The sequence below is a fragment of the Microcoleus sp. PH2017_05_CCC_O_A genome, from assembly GCF_020738785.1.
Lineage (GTDB): Bacteria > Cyanobacteriota > Cyanobacteriia > Cyanobacteriales > Microcoleaceae > Microcoleus.
Window position 1 is genome coordinate 52,479 of the sequence record NZ_JAEQCB010000029.1, and the last position, 14,354, is coordinate 66,832.

The 14,354-nt window shown below is 46.6% G+C and carries 7 protein-coding genes and 1 pseudogene; 5 read left to right on the forward strand and 3 right to left on the reverse strand.

Going from position 1 to position 14,354, the window contains the following annotated elements; translation table 11 throughout:
- Positions 1-239: 239 nt before the first annotated feature.
- Positions 240-1,556, reverse strand: a complete 1,317-nt coding sequence (locus tag JGK20_RS09095; RefSeq protein WP_293190441.1) for a J domain-containing protein — start codon at positions 1,554-1,556, stop codon at positions 240-242.
- A gap of 656 nt (positions 1,557-2,212) precedes the next feature.
- Between JGK20_RS09095 and polA the strand changes: the two are divergent.
- From polA to JGK20_RS09115, 4 genes and pseudogenes are all read left to right on the forward strand, one after another.
- Positions 2,213-5,382 (forward strand): annotated as a pseudogene (polA, locus tag JGK20_RS09100) (DNA polymerase I).
- Between the two features lie 13 nt (positions 5,383-5,395).
- A complete protein-coding gene (locus JGK20_RS09105) occupies positions 5,396-5,968 on the forward strand; it encodes a thermonuclease family protein (protein WP_293177318.1) in 573 nt (190 codons plus the stop codon).
- A 973-nt stretch (positions 5,969-6,941) separates the two neighbouring features.
- Positions 6,942-7,466, forward strand: a complete 525-nt coding sequence (locus JGK20_RS09110) for a hypothetical protein (protein ID WP_293177321.1) — start codon at positions 6,942-6,944, stop codon at positions 7,464-7,466.
- A 684-nt stretch (positions 7,467-8,150) separates the two neighbouring features.
- On the forward strand, positions 8,151-9,872 hold the full coding sequence (locus JGK20_RS09115; RefSeq protein WP_293230135.1) for an ATP-binding protein: 1,722 nt from the start codon (positions 8,151-8,153) through the stop codon (positions 9,870-9,872).
- Positions 9,873-10,400: 528 nt separating this feature from the next.
- On the opposite strand, the gene JGK20_RS09120 is transcribed toward JGK20_RS09115, so the two are convergent.
- Complete coding sequence (locus JGK20_RS09120; RefSeq protein ID WP_293177327.1) at positions 10,401-10,607, reverse strand: type II toxin-antitoxin system Phd/YefM family antitoxin; 207 nt, start codon at positions 10,605-10,607, stop codon at positions 10,401-10,403.
- A 302-nt stretch (positions 10,608-10,909) separates the two neighbouring features.
- Between JGK20_RS09120 and clpB the strand changes: the two genes are divergently transcribed.
- A complete protein-coding gene (gene clpB, locus JGK20_RS09125) occupies positions 10,910-13,525 on the forward strand; it encodes an ATP-dependent chaperone ClpB (RefSeq protein ID WP_293190437.1) in 2,616 nt (871 codons plus the stop codon).
- A 345-nt stretch (positions 13,526-13,870) separates the two neighbouring features.
- Here the strand turns inward: clpB and JGK20_RS09130 are convergent, their stop codons facing one another.
- Entirely contained in the window at positions 13,871-14,080 is a 210-nt protein-coding gene (locus JGK20_RS09130; protein WP_293230138.1) for a hypothetical protein, read from the reverse strand.
- Between the last annotated feature and the right edge of the window lie 274 nt (positions 14,081-14,354).

Consider the following 14,354-nt stretch of genomic DNA (forward strand, 5'->3'; position numbering starts at 1 on the left):
ATAGTCTAATACCATTTTTATAAAATTGTGCAATACGCTTGACCCCCCTAGCCCCCCCTTGTAAAGGGGGGGACAAGAATACTGTTGCTTTTTTTTAATTGGTATAATTTTAATTTCTCCCGATCGGGGTTGGGGCTTTTAACCAATTCTTTCTGGTAATTTTCCGCAATGACTAATGACTAATGACTAAGAGGGCGGGCACTCAAGGCCGGGCCCCTACCAACTGACAACTTACTAATTTAAAAGATTCGCCCAACCAGCCAATTTCCCAGCCACAACCCGAAACCAGAAGTAGCCACTAACAGGATAAATGTGTAAAGCCCGCCATTGCCGATCGACCTTTCCCCAGCTACCATCCGCGCCACAACTCCCGCAATAATCCCGATCGCAGCCCAAGCCCCATAAACAGCCTGAGAGCCCGCCACAGCCAAGGCTTGGGGTAGAGCCTCCGCACCCGGCCCAGCCAAAGCCCCCGCCCACGCACCAATCAAGAGCCCGATCGCACCTCCAAGCCCGACGGGCCCACCAGAATGTACGCCTAGTTCCGCCGCCAGCCCGCACATCAAGCCCACAATCCCCCAACAAACCGCCTCCACTAACACCTTCAGCCAATTACCGGAACCCGTTCCAGCCATCAATCCCACCACTGTCAGCACTCCCGCTGCTGCCAAAACTACAGCCACGGCCCGGGACTGGGCCTCTGAACTGGCGATCGCCCCCAAACCAGCCCCAACTAGCGCCCAAGCAGCCCCTGTTGCGATTCCTCCCGCCTGAAAACCGGCGATCGACCCCCCCACCGTCCCAGCCAAAACTAACGCCGCCAGCCACACTCTAGGCGTTGCCGAACCCTCCGCCAGCAAAATCGCGGCCCACAACCAATCCGCACCCCAGATTAAAGTCAACATCCACATTGGGGCGTCAAATTTCGTCAAAATGTAGCCTGTCACAGCGTAACTCCCAACTGCGATCGCCAACTGCCCCCAAGGGAAGATGGAATATTTTTGAGATAGCCGCGGTTGTGAGTATGGAGTCGGAAATTCTTTTTTCCGGTTCGGGGTAAGGTAGGCATATTTTTGAGATGGCCGCGCTTCCCTCGCCACGGTGGGCCCCGATGGCTTTTTCCCCCCCCACGTTTGGCGATTTTGAGTTGTAAATCGTTTCTTGTTTTTCGGGTTGTTTGGAGTGGAAATTTTGTGGGATGCGGCTTTTTTTTGCCGGCTTTGAGTGCGCTGGGAACCGGGCTTGCGGGCTGATTTTGCCGATCGCCTTCTCAGCGGCTTTTCGGGCGGCTTTTCTGGTGGTGATGGTTGCGGTGGCTGCTGAGATGGTTTGTCGATCGCCGGAGGTGGAGGCTGACTGAGAAATAACACCAACTCGTCGTAAGCTTGATTGATTTCTGTTAATCTTTGTTGGGCTTTTTGTTGCAGGCGATCGTTGTGTGCAAACCGATCGGGATGCCACACAAAGGCTAAATCCCTGTAAGCGCGCTTAATTTCTTCTGGGGAAGTTCCAGGCTCTATTTCGAGGATTTCGTAGCATCGATTAATGTCACCCATAAGCTTCGATCGGCTGGTGTTGTTCAACAGTTGACAGTTGACAGTTGACAGTTTGAGAGCTACCTCAACCGCTTAACTCCGAGGATTGGAGTAATGAATAGTCTGATTTTAATTTCTCCCTCAAAGCGAGAGACTTTCAATTAATTCTTTCTGGTAAATTTGCGATCGTACTTAACTACCAGCCGGGAAGTCTAAGGGTATATTCAGAGGGGGATGAATCTCAATTGCTGCGCGAAGTACCCCCGAATGAATTACCGCGCTTGATGAAAGGCTCGTCGGATGGAGGAACGGAAGCCGACAATTATTCTTGTACACCCCTTGATGAAGAGGAAATACTCTGATACTATATTAGTCAAGTGGGGGTGGAACTACCTCACTATAAAAAGCCTTTGAAAAAAAGGAAAAAGAAGCCTGCGGTCTAACTGTACCCAGTTGACCGCCAGGTTCGTTCACTATCTTCTACCATTCTCAGCCAAGCTGCACATTAAGCCGATCGAGCGATTTGAGATTTGAGATTTTGGATTTGAGATTTTAGATTTGGAAAGTAGTTATGATATAAGGGTTTCGAGCTTTTTTAACGTTGCGTTCGGTTTTAAAAAAGGTATGACAACTGGGTAGAATGGAAAAATAGTTTCGGGCGATCGCCATCTGTGTCAGTGTCGGAAAATCAACCTCCCACCTTCATCCTAGTTGACGGCCACTCCCTGGCCTTTCGTTCCTACTTCGCCTTTGCCAAAAGTCGAGACGGAGGCTTGCGAACTACCACAGGCATTCCCACCAGCGTCTGTTTTGGCTTTCTCAAGTCGCTGCTGGAAGTTATGGCCGCCCACGATCCCCAGTACATGGCGATCGCCTTTGACCTCGCCACGCCCACTTTTCGCCACGAAGCAGACGAAACCTACAAAGCCGGTCGTGCCGAAACCCCCGAAGATTTTATCCCCGATCTCAAAAACCTGCAAGAACTCCTGGGCTATCTCAATTTACCAGCAGTCACTGCTCCGGGCTACGAAGCCGACGATGTTTTGGGAACTTTGGCGAACAAAGCCAGCGCCGCGGGTTATGCGGTTAAAATCCTGACGGGCGATCGAGATTTGTTTCAATTAGTAGAAACCGAGAAACACATCAGCGTATTGTACTTGAGCACGGATGAACTCAGGCGATCGGGCAAAGGCAAATCCCAAGAATACGGCCCGGAAGCAGTCAAAGAAAAACTCGGAATTATACCAGCACAAGTAATAGATTACAAAGCCCTCTGCGGCGACAAATCCGACAACATTCCCGGAGTCAAAGGCATCGGCGACAAAACCGCCCTGCAATTATTGGAAGCTTACAATACCCTCGATGGCATCTATGCTGCGATCGACGACATTAAAGGCGCAACCAAGAAAAAGCTCGAAGAAGGCAAAGAAGCGGCCTATCATTCTCAGAAGATGGCGACAATTATTCAAGACGTTCCCCTAGAAATTAACTTAGAAGATTGCCAGCTCAAAGGTTTTGATGAAGCAGCCTTGATTCCGATGCTGGAAAAGTTGGAATTTAAAACATTTTTAACCAAAGTCAAACAAATTCAAAAGCGTTTTGGTGGTACAGAAGAGCCATTGACAGACAGTGGAACAGGCATCTTGCCTGTTGCTGAGAGTGGAACAGGCATCTTGCCTGTTGCTGAGAGTGGAACAGGCATCTTGCCTGTTGCTGAGAGTGGAACAGAACAGGCATCTTGCCTGTTGCTGAGAGTGGAACAGGCATCTTGCCTGTTGCTGAGAGTGGAACAGGCATCTTGCCTGTTGCTTCGGGCGGGCAAGATGCCCACCCCACAAGCAATTCATCTGAAGATGAAGCATTAGCTTTCTACAGTCTTAAAGAAACCCTAGCCGCTCAACAAGCAAACAAATTACCAATCAAACCCCGGATAATTCAAACAACAGAACAATTAAACGAATTAGTCGAACTCCTACAAACCCACACCGATAAAGCCTCGCCCGTGGCGTGGGATACCGAAACCACCGCCTTAGAACCGCGAGATGCCGAATTAGTCGGAATTGGCTGCTGTTGGGGAACCGGAGAACAAGATTTAGCTTACATTCCCACGGGACACAAAACCGGCACAAACTTGGACAAAGCCACAGTTTTAAATGCTTTGCGCCCGATTTTGGAAAGCGAGAATTATCCCAAGGCGCTGCAAAATGCTAAATTCGATCGCCTAATATTGCGCTGTCAAGGAATCAAACTCGCCGGCGTCGTCTTCGACACCATGCTAGCCAGTTACGTACTCAACCCAGAAACCAGCCACAGTCTCAGCGAATTGTCAAAGAAATACTTAGTCGATTCAGAAGAAAATCACAGTGTCAGCGAACCATTAAGGGAATACTTACGCCATAATCCCAAAAGTTACAATCAATTAGTACCTAAAGGCAAAACAATTGCTGACATCAGCATTCCGAAAGTAGCTGGCTACTGCGGCATGGATGTTCACACTACATTTCAATTAGTAGGTAAACTTAGAGCCGAATTGGATAAAGCGGATAAAAATGCGCCATCTGAAAATTCTCTGCATCGATTGCTGCTGGAAGTAGAACAGCCCCTCGAACCTGTTTTAGCTGAAATGGAATACTGCGGAATTCGCATTGATTCAGCTTATCTCAATACCTTATCCCAAGAGCTAGAAATAAAATTAGCCAAACTCGAAGAAAATACCTATGAGGCTGCGGGAAGAAAGTTTAATTTAGGTTCACCGAAACAACTCAGCGAAATCTTGTTAGAAAAAATCCCCGAACAGTTTCAGAAAAAGTCTCGCAAAACCAAAACGGGATACTCTACAGACGCCGCTGTTTTGGATAAATTGCAAGGAGACCACCCGATTGTAGACGATTTATTAGAACACCGAACATTATCCAAATTAAAATCAACTTACGTCGATGCTTTGCCGCAGTTGGTGCGTGCAGATACCGGGCGAGTGCATACAGATTTCAACCAAGCTGCAACGGGTACGGGCCGACTTTCTTCTTCCAATCCCAATTTACAAAATATTCCGATCCGCACCGAGTTTTCGCGGCAAATTCGCAAGGCTTTTTTGCCCGAGTCGGGTTGGCTGATGGTGTCGGCTGACTATTCTCAAATTGAACTGCGAATTTTGGCTCATTTGAGTCAAGAACCTCTGCTGCTAGAAGCTTACAAAAATAATCAAGATGTGCATACCTTGACGGCTCAACTGCTGTTTGAAAAGGAAACAATCACGCCGGATGAAAGACGGTTTGGCAAAACGATTAATTTTGGGGTAGTTTATGGTATGGGGGCGATTAAGTTTGGGCGATCGATGGGCAAATCTTCAGCAGACGGTAAAAAGTTTATTGAACGATTCAACCAGCGTTACAGTAAAGTCTTTGAATTCTTGGAAAAAGTAAAAAAAGAGGCGATCGCCCTAGGCTACGTTACCACAATACTCGGCCGCCGCCGCTATCTCAACTTCGACAAAAATGGCAGCCTCCAGCGCTTAAAAGGCAGCAATCCCGAAGACATTCACTCCGAACAACTGGCGCGCTTAAGCAGAGATGACGCCCAATCTTTGCGCGCCGCAGCAAACGCTCCCATTCAAGGCTCAAGTGCTGATATCATTAAACTTGCCATGATTGAGGTAGACAAAATTTTGCAAAACTATCAGGCGCGGCTGCTGCTGCAAGTTCACGATGAATTAATATTTGAAGTACCTCCCGATGAATGGGAAGAATTGCAGCCCAAAATTAGAACGGCGATGGAAAGTGCTCTGCCGCTTAGCGTACCCCTGATAGTTGATATCCACGCGGGGCAAAATTGGATGGAAACTAAATAAAAAAAAGAAAACCATGACACAAAATAAAATCTCCCTTTCGCCTACAATCACCAGCTTTAGCGCAGTTGCTCTGCTTTTCCTACTCTCCGGCTGTCCGCAAAAGCTACCGCCCAACAATTATGCTGTCAAACGAGTCAGCGACGGCGATACTCTTGTCGCCAGCGATGCCGCCGGCAAAGATATTAAAGTGCGTTTTGCCTGCGTAGATGCACCAGAAATTGCTCACACTAACGCCGAAAAAAATAGCAAAAAAGCAGCATATAAAAATCAGTTTAAGTGGGGGAATCTAGCCGAGCAAAGAATGCAGCAACTCGTCAAAGAAGGGGGCGGTCGCGTCGTTTTGACAGTCACTGATACTGACCGCTATGGCCGTAAAGTTAGCGAAGTTCGCTTGCCAAATGGCACATTTGCTCAAGAAGTTTTGCTGCGCGAAGGATTAGCAATGGTTTACACTCCATACTTAAAAAACTGTCCGAGTGCAACTGTTGTGCAACAAGCGGAAGCCGAAGCCAAGAAAAATCGCCGCGGTATTTGGGGAGATTCTAAGTTTGTGCCAGCTTGGGATTTTCGGCACAGCGATAAATGAAGGAAGAAGGAAGAAGGAAGAAGGAAGAAGGAAGAAGGAAGAAGGAAGTAAATGTAGGGTGCGTCGCCACGAACAACTCTCGTTGCTATTGAGAGATCTCATAGCGACGCACCCTACCACTTATAACTTCCACAAGTTTGTGGGATGGGCGTCCCGCCCGCCCTTTTTGGACGGGCGGGACGCCCATCCCACAATAATAATAATTAAAATTGTAAATTATTTAATTCGCTATCCTAAGGAAGTAAATATAGGGTGCGTCGCCACGAACAACTCTCGTTGCTATTGAGAGATCTCTGATAGCGACGCACCCTACCACTTATAACGGGGATAAATAACCCGGATTTGGTATTATAGGGTAAATGATGTACTCAATCAAACTTCAAAAGCTTAGCAATACAGGTTTCGGTGTACCCAAATTTTTTGAAAAAGGCGATCGCAAAAAAATCAACCTATGTGTATATTGACATCAGCAAAATTATGTTGTTGGTGTGGTATCTGCGAAGCTTTATCAGACATTTGAGGGGTGCATCTCAATGCAAGCGAATATATCCGTAGGGGCGAAGCATGACCGCAGTCAATATGAGATGATAACTAATAACTTATATGCGGTCATGCTTCGCGTACAATACAAACAGGACGAGGTTCTGCTCGTAGTGTCCGCAATCTGTGGAGTTTGCGCGATAGCTGACGGCAGATTCATAATCGGCCAGACATGAGTTCGATGGGAGCATCTCACTTTCGCAAAAAGCATTTTTTTTACAGTGCTGTCCTCGAAGAGCGTGCTTTACAAAGCTTTGCTGTGCTCCCGACAGCACTACAAATGCAAAACCCAGATGTACCCAGTTCGATCGCATTTTTAGGCGACTTTTTTTTGGGAAAAGTCAACAAATGTGATAGGCTCCAGATAAATCAATAGACTGCCACGAAAAGCGGTCTATTGCAATCACCCAGAAATTAGTTTGAGGGGACATCAATGAATATCAAACATCTGACTATCTCCGGGATTGCACTGCTGTTGGGTACTGCAATCGTAGGAAATGCTATTGCTCAAGAACTAACCAACGAGCAAAAAACTGTTACTTGTCGCTTGAAAACAGAAGTTGACCAGCGTTCAAGCAACGGTCAAAAATTGGTGTTTTGGCCATTGATAGGCACTGTTCGCAAACAAGTTTCATCTCCTTTTAGAGCAACGCTGCATCCAGATATTGAGTATGTTTTTGTAGCCACTTGCGACGGAAATTGCCAGGATTTAAACCTAACCCTCAAGGATGTCAACACTGGCCAAGAAATCGGTACGAGTCAAAAGACGGGCGAACTGGTATCAATCTCTTTTACTCCGCCATCCCAAGGGGAATATCAAATCACTGCCAAGCCTGGCGAATGTACGAAGGAAGAGGGTTGCAGTTTTGGTATGGGAATCTTCGTTCCTGCCTCTGCTACCGTACCTAATGCTTCAAAACTTCCTGCTGAATTAGCACAATTTCGACTTTGCCAGTAGAAGAATAGCGATAAGTTGGGGATCATCTCATTTTGGCAAAAAGCTTTTTTTGTTGTAGTGCGAGCTTAAGAGCTCGCTTGGTTTTAACAGCAAGCGAGCGGGGACAGCACTACAAACTCCAAACTGAGATGCTCCCATAAGTTGATAAGTTGTGAGTTGCGAGTAGAGTTGAGGCTTGAATCGCCAATCAAATTTATAACTCGCAACTTATCACTCGCTACTTATAGCGGTTCTCCTAAATATGAGTTATGCCAAATTCTGATACGATCGCCCTGAGAGCACACACGGAGAGCGTCTTTACCGGACAGAAGCCTCAGGCAGCCTATAGGAAAGGAACTATCGCTTACCTTTTTCCCCATTACCAATTACCTTTTTCTCAATTACCCTTTACCATAAGCGTGCCAGATCTATCTGAGAAAGGCTATATATAGCAACCGCCCGACGGTGAGGACGTTCCTAATGTCTTAAACCCTGGCTTTTATTGCTTCTTGCTTCTGCCTTCTTGCTTGTGCCATAATTTTTTAACCATAACTCCCCCAAACTGTAAAGCAGGTCGAGGTGTGGAACCCTGCAAAGACCCCATAACTGCCGAAAATTGGCCCTTTGCCAGAACTTTATTTACCCTCAGGCAGGCATCAATTAGAATAATAGATAATGCCCCTCAGGGTGACGAGTATATTGCCCATGTCTTCAACCTTAGCCTCGAACAATCAATCCCAGAACAATTCTCAAATAGGTTTTAAAAGTCTGTTGGGCCGCTTGGGTATCAGGCAAAAAATCGGGTGCGGATACGCCTTGGTCATTGGTATTGCCATTTTGGGCGCCGCCGGGGGACGGGGAGTAGAGTCATATCACAAACAGCAAGTGAGAGAAAAACTCGCGATCGACCGAGATAAAGCCGAAATCCTCACCAATCTGAATAATAGCGCCCAGGAAGTCAGAATTCACCAGCAATTACTGCTGAATCTGACGGGACAACCGCAAATTTTCGATCGCGAACGATCGGACTTTTTGACTCGCGTTGCTCAGATGAGCGGACAGCTAGAACAACTGCAAAGCCAATCGCCGTCGGCTTCTGCCGATGTTACAAAAGATTACCAAGAGATTCAAGAGTTCGCCAAAGCCCACAGCAAAACCGTAGAAGCTTACTTCCAACAAGTCCAGAAACTGCTGGGGAATGCCAAGTTATCTGGTTTGAATCCGCAGCAGCGGCAGGTATTCCAGCGGAATTTGAATAATTTTGCCACGGGGAACAACGCTTTTAAACTCGAACAGTTTTCGCAAGATTCAGCCAAACTGGCTGGCACTTTTCGAGACAAAGCAGACGAGGCATTTAGAACCTACGAGAAAGCTGAACAACTCGGAACTCTGATTCTGCTTGGTTCTCTGTTGGCATCAGCGATTATCGCCACCTTACTGGCAATATACACCAGCAGGGCGATCGCCCGACCACTACAAGCCGCCACCTTCATCGCTCAGCGAGTGTCAGAAGAATCGAACTTTGACCTGCAAGTACCCGTTACCACCTCCGACGAAGTAGGAATGCTGGCAATTTCGATCAACGAACTGATCCAAAGAGTCGCGGAATACACGGAAGACTTGCAAGAAGCAAAAATAGCAGCCGAAGCTGCCAACCGCTCGAAAAGTGCATTTCTCGCCAACATGAGCCACGAACTCCGCACCCCCCTAAACGCCATCATCAACTACAGCGAAATGCTGCAAGAAGATGCTCAAGATTCCGGCTCCGAAGACTTTCTCCCCGACTTAGAAAAAATTCAAACCGCAGGCAAACATTTGCTCGACATGATCAGCGATATCCTCGATATTTCTAAAATAGAAGCAGGTCATGTGACGCTTTATTTGGAACACTTCGATGTGGCGACGATGATTGAAGAAGTGATGACTACGGCTCAACCGCTAGTAGAGAAAAAAGGCAATGCTTTAAGGCTGCAAGCAAAAGGCGAACTCGGCATGATGTACGCCGACCAACCGAAAGTCCGGCAAATTCTCCTCAATTTGCTCAGCAATGCTGCCAAATTTACCGAAAAAGGCGTCATTACTATCGAGATAGAAAAAGTTAAAAATGAAAATCCAAAACCTAAGAAAAGGAATAAAAATAAAAATAATGCTGTTAATTCGGGTTCAAACTACAGTTCTCAATTTTTAATTTTTCGAGTCAGCGATACTGGGATTGGGATGACAGACGAACAATTAGAGCAGATATTTAAACCTTTTACTCAAGCTGATCCTTCGACTACTAAGAAGTACGGCGGGACGGGTTTGGGATTGACAATTAGCCAGCGTTTGTGTCAAATTTTGGGTGGCGAAATTAGCGTTGAAAGTGAGAACGGGAAAGGTTCAGTTTTTATTGTCAGTCTCCCGGAACGGGTGGTGATGCAGGCATGAAAACAGTTGACAGTTGGCAGTTGGCAGTTGGCAGTTGGCCGTAGGGGAGCATCTCACGCAAGGCGAATATATCCGTAGGGGCGAAGCATGACCGCAGAAAATATGGGATTATAACTAATAACTTATATGCGGTCATGCTTCTTCAGGCTTCAAAAACCAGATGCACCCGGCCGTAGGGTGCGTCGCCATCAACAATCCCTACAAAGATCAACAATCTCCGAGCGACGCACCTGACAAAATTAATCAGCAGTCATTAGTTGTTGTTATACACTGGAAAAATGGGCAAGTACAGAAACCGCCATATCGGGCGCGGACATCAATAGCTTGATGAATCGATCCCCGAACCCTATAGCATAAATGGAATAAGAATTAAATAACTTACAATTTTAATTATTGTGGGATGGGCGTCCCGCCCGTTCTTTATAGACGGGCGTCCCGCCCATCCCACAAGCTTGTGTAAATTATTTAATTCGCGATCCTAAGTGTAATGAATCAGGCGCGAAGCTGATTTTGACACGGATACACGGATTAATTATTGAGTAATCCTAACATTTTCTTCACTTCGGCTAAAGGCATATAAGGCTGATTTACATCTTCTTCTTTTGCCGCTCTCAAATCGATCAAATCTTCTATATCAGCAATTAATTCTTGCAGTGCTTCAAATTTTTCATAAAGAATCACGGCAAATTCTTTTTTGCCGTTTTTGGTGATAAATTCAGGATGTAATGGAATCATCTATATTTCGTCTCGGCGTTGAAATGTAAATAGTTTTTATATATTTGAGGACTTGAGTCCTCTGATTTTAGGCGGACTAAAGTCCTCACTACAAACCTGCGGACTAAAGTCCTCACTACAAACCTGCGGACTAAAGTCCTCACTACAAATCTATGCTGAAACACAGGGCGGAAATACCTATCTCAATATACGGGAACACCGATCGCCCGATCGCCCTTAACTCTCTACAATGACAACTATACGGGCAATCGAGCCATTGCCTTGACAGCAGTCATGTTTTTGAATTCAGGGAATTAAAATTTATGCAACCAAATAATCCGAACCAATTTACAGAAAAAGCCTGGGAAGCCCTAGCCCGCACTCCAGAAGTGGTCAAAACAGCCCAGCAGCAGCAGCTAGAAAGCGAACACTTGATGAAGGCGTTGCTGGAACAAGAATCGGGACTCGCTAGCAGCTTGTTTAACAAGGCGAAAGTGTCTGTAGCAAAATTGCGCGATCGCACTGATGAGTTTATCAGCCGCCAGCCCAAAATCTCTGGAAGCGGCGGCAATGTTTATCTCGGCCGTTCCCTGGACAGCCTGCTAGACAGGGCTGAAGCTTATCGCAAAGAGTACGGTGATGAATTTATCTCGATCGAGCATTTGATCCTGGGTTACGTTAAGGACGATCGCTTTGGCAAAAATCTACTGCAAGAATTTAAACTAGATGAAGCCAAGCTTAAAGACATCATCGCCCAAGTCCGGGGGAACAACAAAGTGACAGACCAAAATCCAGAAGGCAAATATGAAGCGCTGGAAAAATACGGCCGAGATTTGACAGAAGCCGCGCGTCAAGGCAAACTCGATCCGGTAATCGGACGAGATGACGAAATCCGCCGCACGATTCAAATTTTGAGCCGCCGCACCAAGAACAACCCCGTACTGATTGGGGAACCGGGAGTTGGCAAAACTGCGATCGCCGAAGGACTCGCCCAACGAATTATTACCGGAGATGTGCCGCAATCTCTCAAAGACAGACAATTAATTAGCTTAGATATGGGCGCGTTAATTGCCGGTGCAAAATTCCGGGGAGAATTTGAAGAACGCTTGAAAGCCGTGCTCAAAGAAGTTATGGATAGCAACGGCAAAGTCATCCTATTTATAGATGAAATTCACACCGTTGTCGGCGCCGGCGCCAGCCAAGGATCGATGGATGCTGGCAATTTGCTCAAACCGATGTTGGCGAGGGGCGAATTGCGCTGTATCGGCGCTACAACTCTCGACGAATACCGCAAGTATCTCGAAAAAGATGCGGCCTTAGAACGCCGTTTTCAACAAGTTTATGTCGATCAGCCGACAGTTGAAGATACTATTTCGATTTTGCGGGGTTTGAAGGAACGGTACGAAGTTCATCACGGCGTTAAAATTTCCGACAATGCGTTAGTGGCGGCGGCTACTTTGTCAACTCGATATATTAGCGATCGCTTCCTTCCCGACAAAGCCATTGATTTAATGGACGAAGCGGCGGCTAAACTCAAAATGGAGATTACTTCCAAGCCGGAAGAACTAGACGAAATCGATCGCAAGGTTTTGCAGCTAGAAATGGAAAGACTGTCGCTGCAAAAAGAAAGCAATGCTGCATCGATCGACCGTTTAGAAAGACTGGAAAAAGACTTAGCAAATCTCAAGGAACAGCAAAGCGGTTTGAACGCACAATGGCAATCGGAAAAAAGTGTCATCGACAGCATTCAAAAGATTAAAGAACAGATTGATAAGGTTAATATTGAAATTCAACAAGCTGAGTTAAAATACGACCTTAACCGCGCTGCTGAGTTGAAATATAGCAAATTAACAGAGTTGCAAAAAAAACTGGAAGAAGCGGAAGCTAAACTGACAGCAAGTCAAATTACAGGTAAAACTCTGCTGCGGGAAGAAGTCACCGAATCTGATATTGCCGAGATTATTTCTAAGTGGACGGGAATTCCGATTAGCAAGTTAGTTGAATCGGAAATGCAGAAACTTTTGCACTTGGAAGATGAACTGCACAAGCGGGTAATTGGGCAGGATGAAGCGGTGACGGCGGTTGCAGATGCAATTCAACGATCGCGCGCGGGATTGTCCGATCCCAACCGCCCGGTGGCGAGTTTCATCTTCCTCGGCCCCACGGGCGTTGGTAAAACCGAGTTGGCGAAAGCATTAGCATCATACCTGTTTGACACCGAAGAGGCGATCGTCCGCATTGATATGTCGGAATACATGGAGAAACACGCAGTTTCGCGCTTAATTGGTGCGCCTCCGGGATACGTCGGCTACGACGAAGGTGGACAATTAACTGAGGCTGTGCGCCGCCGTCCGTATTCGGTAATTCTATTCGATGAAATCGAGAAAGCGCACCCGGATGTCTTCAATATCATGCTGCAAATTCTGGATGACGGCCGCGTTACGGATGCTCAAGGTCACACGGTTGACTTTAAGAATTCTGTGATTATTATGACATCGAATGTCGGCTCTCAATACATTTTAGATGTGGCGGGAGATGAGGAACAAATGCGGAGTCGGGTGATGGAGGCGATGCGGGCTACTTTCCGCCCGGAATTCTTGAACCGGATTGATGAGATGATTATCTTCCACGGTTTGAGTAAGGCCCAATTGCGGCAGATTGTGCTGTTGCAAGTTAAGCGGTTGGAAAAACGTTTAGCCGATCGCAAAATGTCTCTGAAATTGTCGGAATCTGCGATCGACTTCTTAGCCGAAATCGGTTACGATCCGGTGTACGGTGCGCGCCCATTGAAGCGTGGAATCCAGCGCGAATTGGAAACGCAAATGGCGAAGGGTATTTTGCGGGGAGATTTTGTTGACGGCGATACCATTTTTGTCGATATCGAGAATGAAAGGTTGGCGTTTAAGCGGCTACCGGCGCAGTTGGTGACTGCGAAATAATCTTAGTAGGGTGGGCTGCGGCTCACCTTATTTTTTTTGCCGCAGATGTAGGCTGATAGACGCGGATGGACGCGGATAGGATTGGGCGCGATCGCGCTTAAGTGCGATCGCTTCTAGATTCATCCTTTTTCAACTCTTGACGCTCTCGAACAGATTTAGTCAGCAGGTACGTTGCCAAACTGCTAACGCTTTTTATGGGCGGGCTAGAAGCCCACCCCACAAGAAATAATTTTTATTGTGGAACAGGCCGGAAAGCCTGTTGCGATGTGAGTTTAACCGCCACTAAAGCCATTCGTTGCACTCCTAAACATCTCAAAACAGTCCACCTTACGCTGTGGCGATCGCTTAAGTGCGATCGCTTCTAGATTCTTCCTTTTTCTGCTCTTGGCGATCTCTGACAGCTTTAGCTGCCACATGGGAAAGCAGGTTTGCGAGGGTTCTATCTTCCTCTTCGGCCCATTCAGAAAGGGCTTGATGAACGTCTTCTGGCAGTGTAACTGTGACTCGCATTCGTGAAGGCATTGGCTGGCATGGTTTTACTTCAACTGTCTTCAATTTTACACTCTCACGTCATTAGATAATTTTTGTGTCACTTGATGTTAAAAACATCGAATTATGCTATAAGTGTATATAGGGTTAAGACCCTAAAACGTCAGAAGCCAGCCCCTTACTGTGGAAGGTTCCGGGCTGGCTCTGGCTCCAAAAATATCAATGGAGACGAGTTCTATGTTGACCAAAGAGCGAGACGCAAGCCCCTGGCTTTAGACATGGGGATAAGTCGGTAGCGGTTTCAACCGCCTTCTGTATTTAACAAAGCTTAATAAAGAAT

Excerpts from the sequence above, each read along its gene's own strand:
- JGK20_RS09095 (WP_293190441.1), bottom strand. The coding sequence starts at position 1,556 with ATGGGTGACATTAATCGATGCTACGAAATCCTCGAAATAGAGCCTGGA.
- JGK20_RS09105 (WP_293177318.1), top strand. The coding sequence starts at position 5,396 with ATGACACAAAATAAAATCTCCCTTTCGCCTACAATCACCAGCTTTAGC.
- JGK20_RS09110 (WP_293177321.1), top strand. The coding sequence starts at position 6,942 with ATGAATATCAAACATCTGACTATCTCCGGGATTGCACTGCTGTTGGGT.
- JGK20_RS09115 (WP_293230135.1), top strand. The coding sequence starts at position 8,151 with ATGTCTTCAACCTTAGCCTCGAACAATCAATCCCAGAACAATTCTCAA.
- JGK20_RS09120 (WP_293177327.1), bottom strand. The coding sequence starts at position 10,607 with ATGATTCCATTACATCCTGAATTTATCACCAAAAACGGCAAAAAAGAA.
- clpB (WP_293190437.1), top strand. The coding sequence starts at position 10,910 with ATGCAACCAAATAATCCGAACCAATTTACAGAAAAAGCCTGGGAAGCC.